22 protein-coding genes are annotated in these 15,900 nt (G+C 70.8%); 16 read left to right on the top strand and 6 right to left on the bottom strand.

Translation table 11 applies throughout. The features are described 5' to 3' along the window. The first annotated feature begins 67 nt into the window (after positions 1 to 67). The 8 genes from ABT345_RS12540 to ABT345_RS12505 all read left to right on the top strand — a co-directional run bounded on the left by ABT345_RS12540 (position 68) and on the right by ABT345_RS12505 (position 6,106). The gene (locus ABT345_RS12540) at positions 68 to 1,438 is read left to right on the top strand and encodes a carotenoid oxygenase family protein (protein WP_345078393.1); all 1,371 of its coding nucleotides are present in this window, start codon (positions 68 to 70) and stop codon (positions 1,436 to 1,438) included. Positions 1,439 to 1,536: 98 nt separating this feature from the next. Further along, on the top strand, positions 1,537 to 2,352 hold the full coding sequence (locus ABT345_RS12535) for an inositol monophosphatase family protein (RefSeq protein WP_345078396.1): 816 nt from the start codon (positions 1,537 to 1,539) through the stop codon (positions 2,350 to 2,352). Between the two features lie 16 nt (positions 2,353 to 2,368). Further along, on the top strand, positions 2,369 to 3,127 hold the full coding sequence (locus tag ABT345_RS12530) for a hypothetical protein (protein ID WP_345078399.1): 759 nt from the start codon (positions 2,369 to 2,371) through the stop codon (positions 3,125 to 3,127). A 128-nt stretch (positions 3,128 to 3,255) separates the two neighbouring features. After that, complete coding sequence (locus ABT345_RS12525) at positions 3,256 to 3,735, top strand: SRPBCC domain-containing protein (RefSeq protein ID WP_345078402.1); 480 nt, start codon at positions 3,256 to 3,258, stop codon at positions 3,733 to 3,735. A gap of 81 nt (positions 3,736 to 3,816) precedes the next feature. Further along, positions 3,817 to 4,164, top strand: a complete 348-nt coding sequence (locus tag ABT345_RS12520) for a transposase (protein WP_351321950.1) — start codon at positions 3,817 to 3,819, stop codon at positions 4,162 to 4,164. Positions 4,165 to 4,279: 115 nt separating this feature from the next. Next, positions 4,280 to 5,005, top strand: a complete 726-nt coding sequence (locus tag ABT345_RS12515) for a DJ-1/PfpI family protein (RefSeq protein ID WP_345078405.1) — start codon at positions 4,280 to 4,282, stop codon at positions 5,003 to 5,005. Between the two features lie 64 nt (positions 5,006 to 5,069). Next, on the top strand, positions 5,070 to 5,501 hold the full coding sequence (locus ABT345_RS12510; protein WP_345078408.1) for a MarR family winged helix-turn-helix transcriptional regulator: 432 nt from the start codon (positions 5,070 to 5,072) through the stop codon (positions 5,499 to 5,501). 206 nt (positions 5,502 to 5,707) lie between these two features. Next, on the top strand, positions 5,708 to 6,106 hold the full coding sequence (locus tag ABT345_RS12505; RefSeq protein WP_345078411.1) for a VOC family protein: 399 nt from the start codon (positions 5,708 to 5,710) through the stop codon (positions 6,104 to 6,106). Between the two features lie 9 nt (positions 6,107 to 6,115). On the opposite strand, the gene ABT345_RS12500 is transcribed toward ABT345_RS12505, so the two are convergent. Both ABT345_RS12500 and ABT345_RS12495 read right to left on the bottom strand, forming a co-directional pair. Next, positions 6,116 to 6,502, bottom strand: a complete 387-nt coding sequence (locus ABT345_RS12500; protein WP_345078414.1) for a winged helix-turn-helix transcriptional regulator — start codon at positions 6,500 to 6,502, stop codon at positions 6,116 to 6,118. Between the two features lie 210 nt (positions 6,503 to 6,712). Beyond that, positions 6,713 to 7,636 carry an APH(6)-I family aminoglycoside O-phosphotransferase gene (locus tag ABT345_RS12495; RefSeq protein ID WP_345078417.1) on the bottom strand — a complete coding sequence of 308 codons (924 nt, stop codon included), beginning with the start codon at positions 7,634 to 7,636 and terminating at the stop codon, positions 6,713 to 6,715. 268 nt (positions 7,637 to 7,904) lie between these two features. Here ABT345_RS12495 and ABT345_RS12490 point away from each other — a divergent pair, with 268 nt between their 5' ends. Continuing rightward, positions 7,905 to 8,795 carry an NAD(P)-dependent oxidoreductase gene (locus ABT345_RS12490; protein WP_345078420.1) on the top strand — a complete coding sequence of 297 codons (891 nt, stop codon included), beginning with the start codon at positions 7,905 to 7,907 and terminating at the stop codon, positions 8,793 to 8,795. A 119-nt stretch (positions 8,796 to 8,914) separates the two neighbouring features. Continuing rightward, positions 8,915 to 10,405 carry a DUF5685 family protein gene (locus ABT345_RS12485; RefSeq protein ID WP_345078423.1) on the top strand — a complete coding sequence of 497 codons (1,491 nt, stop codon included), beginning with the start codon at positions 8,915 to 8,917 and terminating at the stop codon, positions 10,403 to 10,405. 89 nt (positions 10,406 to 10,494) lie between these two features. Here ABT345_RS12485 and ABT345_RS12480 read toward each other — a convergent pair whose 3' ends face one another. The 4 genes from ABT345_RS12480 to ABT345_RS12465 form a co-directional block, all read right to left on the bottom strand. Beyond that, the gene (locus ABT345_RS12480; RefSeq protein WP_345078426.1) at positions 10,495 to 11,043 is read right to left on the bottom strand and encodes a SigE family RNA polymerase sigma factor; all 549 of its coding nucleotides are present in this window, start codon (positions 11,041 to 11,043) and stop codon (positions 10,495 to 10,497) included. Between the two features lie 198 nt (positions 11,044 to 11,241). Further along, entirely contained in the window at positions 11,242 to 11,568 is a 327-nt protein-coding gene (locus ABT345_RS12475; protein WP_345078429.1) for a hypothetical protein, read from the bottom strand. Between the two features lie 477 nt (positions 11,569 to 12,045). After that, the gene (locus ABT345_RS12470; RefSeq protein WP_345078432.1) at positions 12,046 to 12,267 is read right to left on the bottom strand and encodes a DUF397 domain-containing protein; all 222 of its coding nucleotides are present in this window, start codon (positions 12,265 to 12,267) and stop codon (positions 12,046 to 12,048) included. Continuing rightward, positions 12,264 to 13,082 (bottom strand): helix-turn-helix domain-containing protein, encoded by an 819-nt coding sequence (locus ABT345_RS12465; RefSeq protein ID WP_345078435.1) that lies wholly within the window; start codon positions 13,080 to 13,082, stop codon positions 12,264 to 12,266. Before ABT345_RS12465 ends, ABT345_RS12470 begins: the two co-directional genes overlap by 4 nt. Before the next feature lie 146 nt (positions 13,083 to 13,228). Between ABT345_RS12465 and ABT345_RS12460 the strand changes: the two genes are divergently transcribed. The 6 genes from ABT345_RS12460 to ABT345_RS12435 all read left to right on the top strand — a co-directional run bounded on the left by ABT345_RS12460 (position 13,229) and on the right by ABT345_RS12435 (position 15,876). Continuing rightward, positions 13,229 to 13,420, top strand: coding sequence for a hypothetical protein (locus ABT345_RS12460; protein ID WP_351321939.1), 192 nt, complete (start codon positions 13,229 to 13,231; stop codon positions 13,418 to 13,420). Beyond that, positions 13,417 to 13,623, top strand: a complete 207-nt coding sequence (locus tag ABT345_RS12455; RefSeq protein ID WP_345078438.1) for a hypothetical protein — start codon at positions 13,417 to 13,419, stop codon at positions 13,621 to 13,623. Before ABT345_RS12460 ends, ABT345_RS12455 begins: the two co-directional genes overlap by 4 nt. Beyond that, the gene (locus tag ABT345_RS12450; protein ID WP_345078441.1) at positions 13,620 to 14,090 is read left to right on the top strand and encodes a hypothetical protein; all 471 of its coding nucleotides are present in this window, start codon (positions 13,620 to 13,622) and stop codon (positions 14,088 to 14,090) included. The genes ABT345_RS12455 and ABT345_RS12450 overlap by 4 nt, the downstream gene beginning before the upstream one ends. 145 nt (positions 14,091 to 14,235) lie before the next feature. Beyond that, positions 14,236 to 14,451, top strand: a complete 216-nt coding sequence (locus tag ABT345_RS12445; protein ID WP_345078444.1) for a hypothetical protein — start codon at positions 14,236 to 14,238, stop codon at positions 14,449 to 14,451. 128 nt (positions 14,452 to 14,579) lie between these two features. Next, positions 14,580 to 15,425, top strand: coding sequence for a class I SAM-dependent methyltransferase (locus ABT345_RS12440; protein WP_345078447.1), 846 nt, complete (start codon positions 14,580 to 14,582; stop codon positions 15,423 to 15,425). 73 nt (positions 15,426 to 15,498) lie between these two features. Further along, complete coding sequence (locus ABT345_RS12435) at positions 15,499 to 15,876, top strand: nuclear transport factor 2 family protein (protein ID WP_345078450.1); 378 nt, start codon at positions 15,499 to 15,501, stop codon at positions 15,874 to 15,876. The last annotated feature ends 24 nt before the right edge of the window (positions 15,877 to 15,900 follow it).

The raw sequence follows: 15,900 nt of genomic DNA, 5'->3' as shown, positions 1-15,900 counted from the left end.
TGGCGCTGCGAGCCCCGCCTCACTCACCTCAATCCGCCCCGCCTCACCTCACCGAGGAGCACCCGACATGACGGCGAACCCCTACCTGACCGGCAGCTTCGCGCCCGTGACCGCGGAGACCACCGCGTTCGACCTGCCCGTCACCGGGCGCATCCCCGCCCACCTGACCGGCCGCTACCTGCGCAACGGCCCCAACCCGCTGGGCCTGGACGACCTCTCCGCCCCGCACATCTGGACCCTCGGCGAGGGCATGGTGCACGGCGTGCGGATCCGGGACGGGCGGGCCGAGTGGTACCGCAACCGCTGGGTCCGCTCCGCCTCCGTGGCCGACCGGCTGGGCGAACCGCGACGCGGCACCCCCGTGGACCCGCGCATGGACATGGCGCCCAGCGTCAACGTCATCGGCCTCGGCGGGCGCACCGTCGCCCTGCTCGAAGGCGGCATCCCGCCCTACGAGCTGACCGACGAACTGGACACCGTCGGCCCCAGCGACCTGGGCGCCACCGCGGAGGGCTACTCGGCCAACGCGCACGCCCAGTACGACCACACCACCGGGGAACTGCACTGCCTGGCTTTCCGGTACGGGGTCCCGGCCGTCCAGCACATCGTCATGGACCGGCGCGCCACGGTGGTGCGCGCGGTGACCGTCCCGGTGCCCGGCAACCCGTACATGCACGACTTCGCGCTGACCGCGCGCCATGTGCTGCTGTTCGACTCGCCGCTGGTCTTCAGCGCCGCGCACCTGGCCACCGGCGTGCCGTTCACCTGGGACCACGACCGGCCCGCCCGGCTGGGGGTGATGCCGCGCGAGGGCGGCGCGGTGCGCTGGTACGAGCTGGCGCCGGGCAGCGTCGGGCACACCGTCAACGCCTTCGACGCCGGCCGCGGCATCGTCGTGGACGTCGTGGTGCACCCGCGCGCCATGGACCTGCGCAACGTCGGCGCGTCCCGGCCGGTGCTGGAGCGCTGGACGGTCGACCCGGACGCCGGGACGGTGCGCCAACTGCGGCTGCACGACCGGCCGCAGGACTTCCCGCGCGTCAACGGACGCTTCGCACAGCGGCCCTACCGCTACGCGTACTCGGTGGCGACCGAGCTGTACACCCTGCCGACCGGCCCGGACGACACCCGCCCCGACCAGGGCTTCAGCAGCGCGCTGCTCAAGCACGACCTGGAGCGCGGCACGAGCGAGGCGCACGACTTCGGACGCCACGGGGCGGTCGGCGAGGCGGTGTTCGTTCCCGCCAAGTCGCCCGCCGCCGAGGACGACGGCTATCTGATGGCCTTCGCGCACAACCCCGAGCGGGGCGCCGCCGACCTGGTCATCCTGTCCGCCCAGGACATCGCCGCCCCGCCCGTCGCCCGCGTCCACCTGCCGGTCCGCGTGCCGCTGGGGCTGCACGGCAACTGGATCCCCGACGAGGGGGCGGCGGCCTGACGGCTGGGGCGCAGGCCCCTTCCCGCCACCGCCACCGCCACCGTGACCGGGGAACGGCTTACGGGCCAAGGCGGCTCCGCCTCGATAGCCTGCGGGGCGTGAACACCTCCTGTGTGCATTCCGGCGATGTCTACGTCGCGGTGGCCGGGGCGCGGGCCGGTGCGGACGTGGTCCACGCCATGTACGGCCGGCGGCTCGCCCGGATCGACAAGGGCGACGGGGACTTCGCCACCGCCGCCGATGTGGCGGCCGAGAAGGCCATCCTGGCCGTGATCCGCACCGCCCGGCCCGATGACGCGGTGCTCGGTGAGGAAGGCGGCCATCAGGGCGGCGCCGACGCCACGCGCCAATGGCTGGTGGACCCGCTCTGCGGCACGCTGAACTACGCCACCGGCACCATGACCGTCGCCGTCAACGTGGCCCTGCGCGACGGCGCGGCGGCGGTGGCCGACCCGTTCAGCGGCGAGGTCTTCTTCACCGACGGAGAGAGTTCCTGGATACGGGACGCCGGGGCCGACACGCGGCTGACGCCCACGTCCGCCACCCGGCTGGTGGACGTCAACCTGGACCCGCCGTTCCCCAGCGCCCCCGGCTTCCGGGCCGTGGACCTGCTGGCCCACCCCGGCTTCACCGCGCGCTTCCGCCCGCGCGTCCTGTCCACGTCCCTGCCGCTGACCTGGGTCGCCACCGGCCGGCGCGCCGCGTACGTCACCGACGGCGGCGACCTCTCCGAAAGCGTGCACTTCGCCGCCGGCATCGCCCTGTGCCGCGCCGCCGGCTGCGTGCTCACCGACGTAACCGGCGCCCCGCTCGGCCCCACCGCCCGCGGCCTCGTGGCCGCCGCCGACGCGGAGACCCACGCGCTGCTGATGGGGGCGATCCGCGAGGGGGGCGGGGGCGGCGCCGGGGGCTAGGAGGAGCGGGCGCGCGATGCCTGACGGCACCGCCCTCGGCCCTACCGCTCAATGCACTGAAGCACATTGGCGTCTGCTTCAACCAATGAACAAAGCATCCCAGGAAAACCACAAACGAAAGGGCGGCCTCGTGGCCAAGAGGATCCTGAAGGCAGCCACGGGGGCCGCCCTTTCGGTCTTTTGCGTTGCCTGTACGACGCAGGGCGGAGGTAGCCCCTCCCCCACCAACTCCCCAGCAAAGTACACGCCAGTAAATCAACTCAAGTCGATCAACCTTGAAGGGGATCCGCTTTCCGTAACGGAGATTTCCGGCGCGCATGAATCCCCCAAAGGGGTAGGGGAGGTTCGGGCCGGCATCTACCGCATAATTCCTTACACCGAAGAAAATTCATGCGGGCTCTTGGTGACCGACGCCAAGGCCCCCGAACGACCATTCATCAATCTCGTTTCAAAGTGGCCGCACAGCGATTCGGAAGGAAGTCGACGCTACGCCGCCGGTCCATATAATTTCACTTCAGGCTCAGGTGCTAACGGATCTCACTCACATGCCTCCATCTACTGCAGCAAGAGCGCAATGGTCATCGAGTTCAGGTCCGCGGAAAATGTGATGACCTCTGGGAGACAGGGTCACATTTCACTCAAGAAGCGTCACTCCAACGCTGAGCCGGTGATCGTGATCGCGGGCTCAGACGATGCGCGCAAGACCGTCGCCGCGTTCCCTTCTTGTGGCGTCATGACAGGCGCGGAGCGGGAGCCCGGGGCGCCCTATTGCTAGGGGCCCAGGCGGTTTCGTTTGGAGCAGCCGGCCGTTGTACCGGAGAAGCGCGGGAACTGGCGTAATACAGGGCTGAAACCGCGTTACGTCCGGTAATGCTGAGGACGGCCGAGGATAGGATTGCGTGTATGACTGAGGCGAGTGGCGTGCCTGATCTGGAAATGACGCGGGTGATGGCGACGTCCCCGGACGCGATCTGGACTGCGTGGACCGACCCGGCCGTCATCGCCCAGTGGTGGGGACCGGCCGGCTTCACTAGCACGGTGCGCGAACTCAACGTCGCCGACGGCGGACGATTCGATGTCGTCATGCATGCTCCCGACGGCACTGATTTCGCGAACGTCTACGTCTTCGAAGACGTCGAACCGGCCCGGCGAATCACCTATGTTCATCAGGGATCCGAGGAATGGGGGCTTGCCCCGTCGCGTTCCGTCATGCTGTTCGAGGTGGAGGCCCAAGACGCACCTCGAACTCGCGTGACGGCGCGCTCGTACTACGCATCGGATGAGGACCGTCGCCGTCATCTGGAGGATTTCCAGGCTGCCGACGGTGCACGGCAGCTGCTCGAACGGCTCGAAGAAGCAGCAAGGTCTCGATACGCCAGGTAGCCGACCCGAAGCCGAAGTGAGCGGGATGGGTGACGACGTGAGCTGGTTGGCCGTGACCCCAAGCAGTTTCGTTCGGATCAGTTGGTCGTTGGTCCGGGGCCGTTGACTGACGCGCAGTGGGCGCGGATTGAGCCCTTACTCCCGGACAGGACGTCGAAGCGGGGTGGCCGCCGGCGCGACCACCGTGAGGCGATCGACGCGATCGCCCGCAAGTTCCGGACCGGGACGCAGTGGGTCCACGTGTCCGGGAGCGGGGGGCCTCGGCTGCGGGTCGGGTTCCGGTATCTCTTCGCCGCCCGCGCGCAGGCCGTACCGCGGGTGGTGCTCCGTACGGGGCCGGCGCGGTGGGCCGGGCCGGAGGAGGTGGACGGGCGGATCGCGGCGCGGGTGCGGGCGTATACGGGGGCGGTCGGCGCGGAGCCCCCATGACGGGGGCGGCCGAGGCAGAGCGCCCGTGACGGATGGAGGGGGTTCATTTAACCCAGACTTACAGGTCGACTTGTAGTCTGACTGCAAGATCTGCGAGTCGAGGAGAGGCAAGAACATGACCGCTGCACCGACCGCTGCACCGCGCAAGCTCGAAGTCGCGATCCTGGTGTGTCCCGGGTATCTGCCGGTCGACGTCATCGGGGTCCACACGCTGCTGGGGTTCCAGCCGGAGGTGAATGTGCACCTCGTCTGGAAGGACCTGGATGAGATACAGGGCACCCCGAACTTCCCCACCCGGGCGACCACCACGTTCGAGGAGTGCCCGGCCGATCTCGATGTCCTGCTCGCGGGCGCGGTGCCCCCGGAGATCCTTGAGGACGCCGAGACGCTGGAGTTCCTCGCCGACCGCGGCGGGCGTGCGAAGTGGGTCGCGGGGGTCTGCCTGGGCAGCCTGCTGATGGGCGCCGCCGGGCTGCTCCGCGGGTACCGCGCCACCACCAACTTCCACGCGTACGACCTGCTGCCGTACTACGGGGCGGACCTGGTGCGCACCAACCGCGTCGTGACGGACCGCAACCGCATCACCGCGGGCCCGGCGACCGGCGGCATCGAGATCGCGCTGCGGCTGCTGAAGGACCTGCGCTCCACCGAGGCCGCGCGCCTGTCCGAGCTGGGCTGGGAGTACGCCCCGGAGCCGCTGTTCGGCGTCGGTACGCCGGAGCTGGCCGGGCCCGAGCTGACCGAGGCCTCGATGAGGGAATTCGCCGAGGAGAACACCGCCTTCCAGGCGGTGTCCGAGCGGGCGGCCGAGCGGCTCGGCATCGTGGTGCCGACGGCCTGAGGGGCGCCTGGGACACTGAACACCGGGGGCTTTTGCGCATGGAGCCCCCGGTGAGGAGTCTCAGGTGAGCAAGGCGCCGGAGGGTGCGCTGCCGACCGTCATCGCGGTGATCGCCGCCGGCCGGCGGCTGCAGGAGCGGATGGAGGTGCAGCTCGGCGGTATCGGTCTGTCGGTGCGGCTGTTCAGCGCGCTCGGGCATCTGTCACGCGACGCCGACCTGTCGTACAGCGATCTCGCCCGCCGGGCGGGCGTCACCAGTCAGAGCATGCGCGCCACCGTTCTCCTGCTGGAGGAGCGGGGCGCGGTGGAGCGCACCCTTGAGGGGCAGGGGCATCGCGCCCGGCTGGAGCTGACGGACGAGGGACGGGCGCTGCTCGCCAGGGCGCGCGACCTCGTGGCGGAGCTGGACGCGGAGTTCCTGGCGGACGCGGACGAGGAGACCAGGACGGCGCTGGAGGAGGCGTGCCGACGCGCGTTGGGGCGGTCGCCGCGGTAGCGCCCCTGGCTTCCGGCCCCTGGATCCGGCCCCTCGCGCCCAGCCCCTGGCTTCCGCCCCCAGGGACGAAGTTCCCCGGGACGAAGCTCACCGGGACGAAGCCTCGCGGAAAGCGGACCGATTCTGTCCGCATTCCCTCCTAGCCTCCGGTGTGCACGCCTTCCGCACAGCGCCTCCCGCGCCTCCCGCACCTCCGAGGAGACCCCATGGACTTCGTTTCGATCCGCGTCATCACCGAGGACGTGGCGCGCCTGGTCGCGTTCTACGAGCGCGTCACGGGGGCGCGCGCCGCATGGGCCACCGAGGACTTCGCCGAGCTGCGGATCGGGGGCGTGACACTCGCGATCGCCGGGACCCGTACCGTCCCGCTGTTCGCCCCGGGCTCGGCCCGTCCGGCCGCCAACGACAGCGTGATCACCGAGTTCCTCGTCGACGACGTGGACCGCGTGTACGCGGATCTGGCGGGCTTCCTCACCGATGTCGTCGCCGAGCCCACCACGATGCCCTGGGGCAACCGGTCGCTGCTGTTCCGCGACCCCGACGGCAATCTGGTCAACCTCTTCACGCCCGTCACCGCGGTGGCCAGGGAGAAGTTCGGACGGTGAGGCCGCCGGTCACGCGCCGGGGCGCTGCCGGTCCGCCGGTTCCGGGGCCGCCGCCACCTCAAGCCCCTCCCGGCGGATCCGCTCCCGGCCCCACTCTCCGAGCGCGCCCAGCGCCGCGTTGAGGGCGGTGCCGGATTCCGTCAGGGAGTACTCGACCTTCGGGGGCACCTCGGCGTAGACCTCGCGGTGGAGGAGGCCGTCCTCCTCCATCTGGCGGAGGTGCTGGGTGAGCATCTTCTCGCTCACGCCCGGGAGCGCGCGGCGCAGTTCGCCGAAGCGGCGGACGCCGTGGGTGTGCAGCTCCCAGAGGACCAGGCCCTTCCACTTTCCGCTGACGACGTCGAGTGCGGCATCGATCCCGCAGATGTAAGGACCTCGGCGGCTCGGCCTACGCACCTCGTTCACCTCACCCGTCCCCTTCACTTCGCCCGTCCCCTTCACTTCGCCCGTCTCCCTCGCCTCGTTCGGTTCGTTCACTTCGTTCGGTTCGTTCACTTCGTTCGGTCCGGACGCGGGGGACCGCTATGTCTTTCGATGTCTTTCGTCAAGGCGCCCTTGTTGGGTTCGGGGTGGTTCGGTGGCGTGTCGCGCTCGGTGGTGAAGTGTTCAGCGGCGGGGCAGCGCCTCGGCCACGGCGATCTGGGCGGGGTCGATGGCGGTCCGCCCGTCCTCGATGTCCCACAGCGTGTTCTGCAGCAGCCGGGCCAGGGTCCAGCCGGCCGCGCGCCGGCGGTCCAGCCCGAGCGCCTCGGTCAGCAGGTCGAAGCGGCGCCGCACCGCCCGGGGAGCGTCCCCGGTGGTGTGGAGTCTCTCCCAGCCGGTGTCCAGCGCCGGCCACAGGTCGAAGCCCGGGTCGCCGACGAGGGGTTCGGGGTCGATGGCCAGCCACGGCTCGCGCTCGGCGGCGAGCACGTTGCCGTAGTGCAGGTCCCAGTGCAGCATCCGGTCGCCGGGCTCGCCGACCAGCTCGGTGACTGCCGATGCCCAGCCGCGCAGCCGCCGCCGGTCCTCGGGGTCCGGCAGGGCGCCGACGGCCGCCGGCACGGACGCCAGCATGTCGCGCGCGATGTCACCGAGGCCGCGCAGGCCCTCGGGCGCCGGGACGGAGTGCAGCCGTGCCATGAGTCCGGCCAAGACGCTCATGGCCACGTCGTCGTCCTCGACGGAAGCCAGAGTGCGTGCGCCGTCCAGGCGTTCCAGCAGCATGACGCTGCTCTCCGGGTCGTGGTCGAGCAGCCGCACGATGCCGTCGCCGTTCCACGCCCGCAGCCCGATCAGCGCGGCGGTCGTCTCCTCGCGGGGCATCTGGAGTTTGAGCGCGGCGCGGGTGCCGTCCGTGCGGCGCACCGGTACCACCAGTGAGGCCTCGCCGGACCCGATACCGCCGTCGCGCCGCAGTTCCCATCGGTCGAGCAGTTCCGTCACCAGCTCAGGCAGCCGGGCGATCCAGGCCCGTTCCTTGTCACCACCGTTCCTCGTGTACGACGCGATCAGGGCGTCAGGGACTTCGATGCCTTGCGGTGAACTCATGGGGGTTGTCCTTCGGGGAGTGGGCTTCCCACCGCGACTCGGCCCCGGCGACACCGCCCCCAGGTCATCCGTGCGACAGAGGGACACGGCCATACCGGGCCCGGAGGCCGGCGGCCCTCTTGCAGGACCACGGAAAACATACGGTACTTACCAAGAGGTGCGTACCCCACTAATAAGTCGGTACTTCCGGTCGGCGGCGGCTCCGGAAAGGCTGGTGCCCGGGCCCGGATCCATGGGCCCGAGTTCCGTCTCTCACGGGGAGATCCGTATGTCCGCTCGTTCCTCCGTCACCGTGCTCGGCCTGGGGCCGATGGGCCAGGCCATGGTCCGTACGCTGCTCAAGGCCGGGCATCCGGTCACCGTCTGGAACCGCACCGCGCGCCGCGCCGACGGGGTGGTCGCGGACGGCGCGCGGCTGGCCGCCACCCCGGCCGAAGCCGTCGCCGCGAGCGAACTGATCGTCCTCAGCCTGACCGACTACCGGGCGATGTCCGACATCCTGGGGGACGCGACGGCGGCGCTGTCCGGGCGCACCCTGGCCAACCTCAGCTCCGATACGCCCGATGCCACCCGCGAGGCCGCGGCCTGGGCCCGTTCGCACGGGGCCGCCTTCCTCGCGGGCGGGGTGATGGTGCCCGCGGCGATGGTCGGCACCGAGCGCGCGTACGTGTACTACAGCGGCGACGAGGAGGCCTTCGCGGCGCACCGCGGCGCGCTCGCCCGGATCGGGGAGCCGCGGTTCCTCGGCGCGGATCACGGGCGCGCCCAACTCATGTACCAGGCCCATCTCGATGTCTTCCTCACCGCGCTGTCGGGGCTGCTGCACGCCACGGCGCTCGCCGGGTCCGCCGGTATCACCGCGGAGACCTTCCTGCCGGAGGTGATGCAGCTGTTCCGGGCCGTGCCGGACATGGTCGCCGCGGACGGGATGGCCGCCCTCGGCCGCCGGATCGACGCCGGGGAGCACCCGGGTACGGAGAGCAGCGCCACCATGATGGGCGCGACCGCGGACCACATCCGGGCGGCCAGCGAGTCCGCCGGCATCGACACGGACCTGCCGCGCGCCGTGCAGGCGCACTACCGCCGGGCCCTCGACGCCGGTCGCGGCGCCGACAACTGGACCCGGATCATCGACGGCATCCGCTCCCCGGGCGCGTAGGCACCGGCGGTCCCGGGAGGCCCGGTGCCGCATCCCGGCCCGGTCGGTACGATTCCGGCCGCGGGTCGGGGCCATCGGGGGCCGTGCCGTCCGCGCGTCGTCATACGGGGGTTCATCGCATGTTCGGGATCGTCAGGCCCTGCGCGCACCGGCTGACCGGTGGGCTGAAGGCGGAGTGGATGGCGCATCTGTGCGGGCTGTGTCTGGCGCTCCGCGCCGACCACGGGCAGTTCGCGCGGGTCGTCACCAACTACGACGGGCTGATCGTCTCCGTGCTGACCGACGCGCAGCGCGGCCCGGCGCCGGGCGGGCGGCGTACGGCGGGGCCGTGTCCGCTGCGGGGGATGCGGACCGCGTCGGTGGCCAAGGGCGAGGGGGCGCGGCTCGCGGCGTCGGTCTCGCTGGTCCTCGCGTCGGCGAAGATCCGCGATCATGTCGCGGACCGGAACGGGCTGCTGCGGCGCCGCCCGGTGGCCGCCGCGGCCCGTAAGGTCGCGGCCGGGTGGGACCGTGCGGGGGCGCGTACGGGTGCCGGGCTCGGCTTCGACACCGCCGTCCTCGTGGACGCGGTCGACCGGCAGATAGGCATCGAGCGACTGGCCGGTCCCGGTACGCCGTTGACGGTGATCACCGAGCCGACCGAGACGGCGACGGCGGCGGCGTTCGCGCACACCGCGGTGCTGGCCGGGCGGCCGGAGAACGCCGCGCCGCTCGCCGAGGCCGGGCGGCTCTTCGGGCGGCTCGCGCATCTCCTCGACGCCGTGGAGGACCGCGCCGCCGACGCCGCCGAGGGCGCCTGGAACCCGCTCGCCGCGACCGGCGCCTCCCTGCCGGAGGCCCGCCGGCTCTGCGACGACGCGCTGCACGGCATCCGGCTGGCGCTGGGCGACGTCGCCTTCACGGACGGGAAGCTGGCGCATGTGCTGCTCGTCCACGAGCTGCGGCGGTCGGTGGACCGGGCGTTCGGGACGGAGTCCTGCGGGCACGGCGCCCCTCGCCTCAACCACCCGCAGGGCACCTCCGGCCCGTACGGGAACCCGGACGCGGCCCCCGGCCCTTACGGAAACCCGAACCCTTACGGGAGCCCGGCCCCTTACGGGAGCCCGAACCCGTACGGGAGCCCCGCCCCTTACGGGGATCCGAACCCCTACGGGAACCCCGCCCCGTACGGGACGCCCGGGCCCGGCGGTCCCCCTCCGCAGGGCGCGCCCGCGGGCGGCAACCCGTACGCGACCGGGCCGCAGCACCTCAACGGTGCGCAGCGGCCGCAGCCGGGCGGCGGGGCGACGCCGCCGGACCGGTACGACGGCGGGATGGACGGCGGCTGGGGCGGCGGGCACGGCGGTGGCCACGGGGGCGGCGACGGGGCGAACGGCGGGGCGAAGATGCCGCAGCCGCCGAAGCCGCCGCGCGGGCTGATCGCCGGGTGCTTCGTCGCCGTCGGGCTGTGCTGTTCCTGCCAGGTCTGCTGTGCCAGCAGCTTCGAGGGTCCCTGGTCGCGCAAGAAGCACGAGGGGTGCTGCCACTCCGCCTGCGACGGGTGCAGCGGGTGCGGCTGTGAGGACTGCGACTGCTGCTGCGACGGGTGCTGCTGCGACTGCGGCTGCTGAGCCGTACGGCCGGACCGCCGGACCGCTGGCGTGATCCCGCTCCCGTGCGGGGCAACGGCGTTGGCGGGGCGCCGGCCGGATGGTCCCGGTCAGCCGAACAGTGCCGGCGCCAGTTCCTCGTCCTCGCGGAGCTTGACCAGGGCGCGGGAGACGGCGCTCTTGACCGTGCCGACCGAGACCTCCATGACCTCGGCGGTCTGCGCCTCGCTCAGGTCCTCGTAGTAGCGGAGCACGACCATGGCGCGCTGGCGGGGCGGCAGCCGCATGATGGCGCGCCACATCGCGTCCCGCAGGCCCTGGAGTTCGGCCGGGTCGGGCGCGGGCACCGGGTCCGGCTCGGGCAGCTCGTCGCAGACGAACTCGTCGACCTTGCGCTTGCGCCACTGGGAGGTGCGGGTGTTGAGCAGCGCCCGGCGGACGTAGCCGTCCAGCGCGCGGTGGTCCTCGATGCGGTCCCAGGCGACGAACGTCTTGGTCAGCGCGGTCTGGAGCAGGTCCTCGGCGTCGTTGGGGTCGGTGAGCGACCGCGCCGCCCGCATCAGCACCGGTCCCCGGGCCCGTACGTACGACGAGAACGACGGGTACGACGGGCGCGCGGCGGTGGGCTGCGCGGGGAGTGTGCACGCTGGCGTGGTCATGTCTCCACGCTAGAAGCGGCCCACCCCCCGGCGGATCGCCCGAAGGTGCCGAAGCGCCGTCCGTCTGAAGTTGTACGGGTGGGGTTCCCCCTACCTCCTTCGGACGGAGGGGGAACCCCTACCCGTACCCCTGGGGCACGCCCCGACGGACGCCGTCGCCCCCTGGGGGAGAACCCCGAGGCCGCGTGCGGCCCGCGCTCAGCGTCCGGCGGGGCGGGGCGGGCGGCGCAGGGAGTCCTTGTACTTCAGGTGCGCGGAGGACGCGCCGAACCAGCCGCCGACGACGGTCAGCAGGCCGCCCACGGAGGTGAGGATGATGCCGCCGATGAGGCCGTCCCGCTCCGTGTCGTCGTAGTCGTAGCGGGTGGTGTGGTTCTGGAGGCAGATGTCGGTGTCCCGCATCGCCTCGCCGCCGCACCGGGGGCCGGAGAGCATCATGTACAGCCCCCAGCCGCACATCAGCAGCCCCGGGATCACCCCGAGCAGCAAGCCGGTCCCGACCTTCCGCAGCCGTCGCAGATCCACCCCGACCACCCCCTCACCGCATCCGCCACCGGATGCGCCGCGCACAGATTAACCGCCGCTCGCCGGAGATCGACCGGCTTCTGCACGCCGTACTCCCCGGCGCGGGGGGGGCCGCCGGACGCGAGTCGGACCCCCTTCCGCACACAACGGACAAAAAAATCATCAAAGGGGCTTTTCACGCATAGGGGTGCGAGCTATCATAAGAAGCAGCCTGCGGGGCGAGCGAGGGAGTTCGAACCGGAGCGTATCCGCAAGAGAGGGCAGTGACCTCGTGAGAGATCACCGATCTTCTCGAATACGCAAGGGTCGGGCTGAGAGGCCGGAAGGTCGGGGAGACCGGAAGGCGACCTCCATCACCTGATGCGGACAATGCCGCCGAAGGAAGCCCACCTCGCAGGTTCATGACGCCCGGAGCCGCGAGTCGGCACCGGGCGCCGCCGTGTGTACGGGGGATCACCCTGAGTTGGACGTCCTGAGTCAGACGTCGGAGCCCTTGGCGAACTCCACGAACGAGGCCCAGGACGCCGCGGGGAAGGCCAGCGCGGGGCCGTTGGGGTCCTTGCTGTCACGGACGGGGAGGACGCCCAGCGCCGGGACGAGGTTGCGGGCCACCTCGACGCACAAGCCGCCATCCTTTTCGCTGTAGCTCGACTTCTGCCAGGCCGCCCCGGCCAAGTTGTGCTGCGGGTTGGTGCTCATGATGCGTAGCCCTCCATTGCACGACGGATAGTTGACGCCGACTCTTCAAGGCTGAGCGCCATCGTCTGGGCGCGATCGTAGATCAGGCCACACTGAGCCGCCTTCGCCGTTTCTTCCACCAGGTACCCCGTCCATGAGCCCTCCAGATAGACCACGTTCGGCCCATCCGGCAAGGACAGCATCCCCATCTGGCCACCGAGGGCTCCGTATGCCCCCCGGGAGATGGGCATGACCTGAACGAACACGTTGGGGCGGGCGGCCATGTCGAGGATGTGGCCGAGTTGGGCGGCCATCACGCTGGGCTCCCCCACCGGCCGTGACAGGACGACTTCATCGAAGATGAACCACGCCGGAGGCGGGTCCTCCGCACGCGTCAGAACCTCCTGCCGCGCCAGCCGTTTCACCAGTGCGGCTTCGGCTGCATCCGGCGCGAGCGTGCCCGCACTGAACAAGGCCCGAATGTAGTCCTCGGTCTGAAGCAGCCCAGGAACATAGCTTGTTGAGAACTCGCTGATCGAAACGGCGATCTTCTCGTACTCCACGTACTGATCGAACCCATTTTTGGCAAACGGCGCCTCCTCCGAGAACCGCCAGAACCGTTCGAAGAATCCCGGCGCGGGGTCGCCGAACGCGCGGTCGATTTTCTGGAAATTCTCCAACGTGCCGGGGACATGCGCTCGTTCGATCTGTGCGACCCGGCTGGGGGACATGCCCGCCTGCCGTGCCAGGTTCTTCTGCGCCCAACCGCGCTCTTCCCTCCGGCGGATCAACTCTCCACCGATGTAGTGCGCGGGCGTCATCGGGGTATCGGCCAAGACCTCATCACCTCATTAACAGGCCCGGATAAAGCTTTAACAGCGCCCCGTAAAGAGTTTCACCCTCCGTACGACCCAGGGCCTGCGTTCAGCCGGTGTAGACACTAACCACCCACCGGGGGACCGCAGTTACGGAGGCACACATCATGCAGGGCTTCACCAAAAGCGAGTTGGCGACGGGAACAAAGCTAAAGCAATCCGGGTGGACCGTCAGCCAATCGACGAGAAAGGAAAAGAAAGACGCCGGGAGCATCAAGGATCTCCGCGACAAGTTGAATGAGACAAACAATGCCCGGCGCGCGAACCGCGCGGCGCACGACGGGAGGCCCCTCGGATGAGCGGGAACTCCGTCTGGACCGACGACCCGTTCGGCACCGGCGGGCTGACCGTCCACGCCGACTGCCCCGCCTGCGTCGCCGCGGGCGAACTGCTGCGCCACGCGACCAGGACACACGACCAGTCCGCCGCCGCCGACGCCCGCGTCCACCTCCGGGAACACCCCGACCACCGCCCCGCGCACGGACGGAGGACCGCGCAGTGACGCCCCGCCACACCTACGCCACGGCCACGATGAAGCTGGCATGCGCCGCCGACGAGGCCCGTCTCCGCATCGACGGCATCGGCGAACGCCGGCTGCTGGCGGACGACGGCACGACCCCCGTCTATCCCGGCATCCCGCTCGGCACCGCCGCACCGGCGGTCGTGCAGCGCATCGCCGACGCACTGTGGCGGGACCGGCACCACCACGCCATCAGGACCGTGACCCCGCGCCCGCCCGCGTCCGAAGGGGACTGCACGGGCGTGAAGTCGGCGCAGATGCTCCGCGCATCGCTGCTCAGCTACGGCTACGACGTGGCCGTCTGGGGCACGGGCCGCACCGTGGAAACAGCCCATGTGGTGATCGAGGGATCGTTCCCCGCCGCGGCGGCACAGCAGATGGCCGCCTCCCTCAATGTCTACGACCGCCTCACGCTCCCGGGCGTCCACCACGGGTGGGGCCATGGCTGACACCTGCGCCTGCACCCGCTGCCGCGCCGTGCGCTACCCGACCCTCCGCGCGCTGCTGGCCCCATGAACCGCCGCTCCGGCCCCCGCCTGAGCCGGACCCGATGGCCGGAGCGGCCCCCGCACCACCGCACCGAAAGGCAGACCCATGCGACCTCTCTCCGACGTCCACCCGAGCCCGCCCCCACACCCCGGATTCCCCACCGAGACGACGACCACCCGCGCCGGAACCGTCGGCGACGACGTCCTCCGCGTCCACGAACTCACCGATGACGCCGATCCCCGCCCCAGGTGCGGCGCCGGCGAAGGCGAACCCGTCGACGAATGGCTGCGGGCGGTCAACTGCCCGGACTGCGCGCGCTGATCGCATTCGTTACCGAAACAGAGCTCGGAAGCCCTTTCGAAAGTTTTGTTTTTGTGATATTCTGTCATAATTCCAGGCTAATGTCCGGGCTCATGATGAACAGCGGACAACCCAGCCAGACAGCACTCATGTCGGCCGCAGCGCGCGCGGCACACCTCCTTGTCGACGAGACTCCCTCGCTCTTCGCCGACACCCTGGCGCAGACCTTCCTGGGTGAGCGTGCCGAAGAACTCCTCGGCTACCACCGGTCCTACGGTGGGCACCCGGCCCTGTCCGGCGCGCGGACGACAGCCGTCACGCGCAGCCGCTACACCGAGGACCGACTGGCCGAGCTGGCCGGCCGGGGCGTCGACCAGTACGTGATCCTCGGCGCGGGGCTGGACTCCTTCGCCTACCGGTCGAAACTGGCCGACAGCGTGCGGGTGTTCGAGGTGGACCAGCCGACGACCCAGCGCTGGAAGCGGGCCCTGCTGGCTGAGACGGGGACGACGGTGCCGCCGACCGCCTTCTTCGTCCCGGTCGACTTCGAGAAGGAGTCCACCCGCTCACTCACCGATCACCTCGTGCGGGCCGGCTTCGACCCGGGCCGGCCCGCGCTGGTCAGCTGGCTCGGGGTCACGATGTACCTGACCTCGGAGGCGATCGGGCAGACCCTGGCCGTCATCAGCGGCTTCGCGCCCGGCACCGAGCTCATCGTGGAGCACCTCCTCCCGGACGGACACCGCGACGAGGCGGGGCAGTCGTATGCGGAGCTGGTCATGGCAGCGGCAGCCGAGCAGGGCGAGCCCTGGCAAACGTTCCTCAGCATTGAGCAGATGAACGCCCTCCTGCTGGAGCACCGGCTCCAGCCGATCGAGTACGCCCGGCAACGCGAGACGGTCGATCCTGCGGAGTGGGAACGCACCGACGCGCTCCGCCCGTTCACATTGTCCGTCCTCGCCCGCGCGAGCGTCCCCACCCGCCAGGGGGCGTGACCGGGCTGGTTCACGGCGATCCGAAGGCCGCTCGCGGGACGGGCGCACGCGCGACGGCTGGTATTACTGGGGCATGGAGGAAGAGACGGCACGCTCCGCGATCGACACGTTCATCTCCGCGTTCAACGCCTCGGACGACAGCTATGTGGCTTCCCTGCTCTCCCAGGCCCTGACCTCGGACGTGGTCTTCTGGGGGCCGTTGGGCCGCGCCGAAGGAATCGCGGCGGTCGAGCGGTTCGTACTGGACATCCGGCGCCATCCGGCGGGGACCGGCACGATGGTGCGCTGCTCGGCGGTGGACATGCCGCACGAGTGGGCCCGGTACCAGTGGGTCTTCACCACACCGGACGGCGGCCCCCGCCTGGCGGGAACGGACGTCGTCCACCTGCGACGGAGCCTCATCGACCAGCTCATCGTCTTCGCGGGCGAGATCGAGCCGTCCGCCGCCTGAACCGCCCCTCGGCCGCAACGGCGG

It is taken from the genome of Streptomyces sp. NPDC000404, from assembly GCF_040300365.1.
In the GTDB taxonomy this organism is placed as follows: Bacteria; Actinomycetota; Actinomycetes; order Streptomycetales; family Streptomycetaceae; genus Streptomyces; species Streptomyces ramulosus.
The sequence above is the reverse complement of the archived record's forward strand: the minus strand, read 5'-3'. Positions and strand labels throughout refer to the sequence as shown.

Bases quoted from the DNA above. Each gene is read 5' to 3' on its own strand.
- ABT345_RS12435 (WP_345078450.1), top strand. From the start codon at position 15,499: ATGGAGGAAGAGACGGCACGCTCCGCGATCGACACGTTCATCTCCGCG.
- ABT345_RS12455 (WP_345078438.1), top strand. From the start codon at position 13,417: ATGAGCGGGAACTCCGTCTGGACCGACGACCCGTTCGGCACCGGCGGG.
- ABT345_RS12515 (WP_345078405.1), top strand. From the start codon at position 4,280: ATGACCGCTGCACCGACCGCTGCACCGCGCAAGCTCGAAGTCGCGATC.
- ABT345_RS12505 (WP_345078411.1), top strand. From the start codon at position 5,708: ATGGACTTCGTTTCGATCCGCGTCATCACCGAGGACGTGGCGCGCCTG.
- ABT345_RS12460 (WP_351321939.1), top strand. From the start codon at position 13,229: ATGCAGGGCTTCACCAAAAGCGAGTTGGCGACGGGAACAAAGCTAAAG.
- ABT345_RS12470 (WP_345078432.1), bottom strand. From the start codon at position 12,267: ATGAGCACCAACCCGCAGCACAACTTGGCCGGGGCGGCCTGGCAGAAG.
- ABT345_RS12495 (WP_345078417.1), bottom strand. From the start codon at position 7,636: ATGAGTTCACCGCAAGGCATCGAAGTCCCTGACGCCCTGATCGCGTCG.
- ABT345_RS12490 (WP_345078420.1), top strand. From the start codon at position 7,905: ATGTCCGCTCGTTCCTCCGTCACCGTGCTCGGCCTGGGGCCGATGGGC.
- ABT345_RS12440 (WP_345078447.1), top strand. From the start codon at position 14,580: ATGTCGGCCGCAGCGCGCGCGGCACACCTCCTTGTCGACGAGACTCCC.
- ABT345_RS12530 (WP_345078399.1), top strand. From the start codon at position 2,369: ATGCCTGACGGCACCGCCCTCGGCCCTACCGCTCAATGCACTGAAGCA.
- ABT345_RS12525 (WP_345078402.1), top strand. From the start codon at position 3,256: ATGACTGAGGCGAGTGGCGTGCCTGATCTGGAAATGACGCGGGTGATG.
- ABT345_RS12445 (WP_345078444.1), top strand. From the start codon at position 14,236: ATGCGACCTCTCTCCGACGTCCACCCGAGCCCGCCCCCACACCCCGGA.
- ABT345_RS12540 (WP_345078393.1), top strand. From the start codon at position 68: ATGACGGCGAACCCCTACCTGACCGGCAGCTTCGCGCCCGTGACCGCG.
- ABT345_RS12485 (WP_345078423.1), top strand. From the start codon at position 8,915: ATGTTCGGGATCGTCAGGCCCTGCGCGCACCGGCTGACCGGTGGGCTG.
- ABT345_RS12480 (WP_345078426.1), bottom strand. From the start codon at position 11,043: ATGACCACGCCAGCGTGCACACTCCCCGCGCAGCCCACCGCCGCGCGC.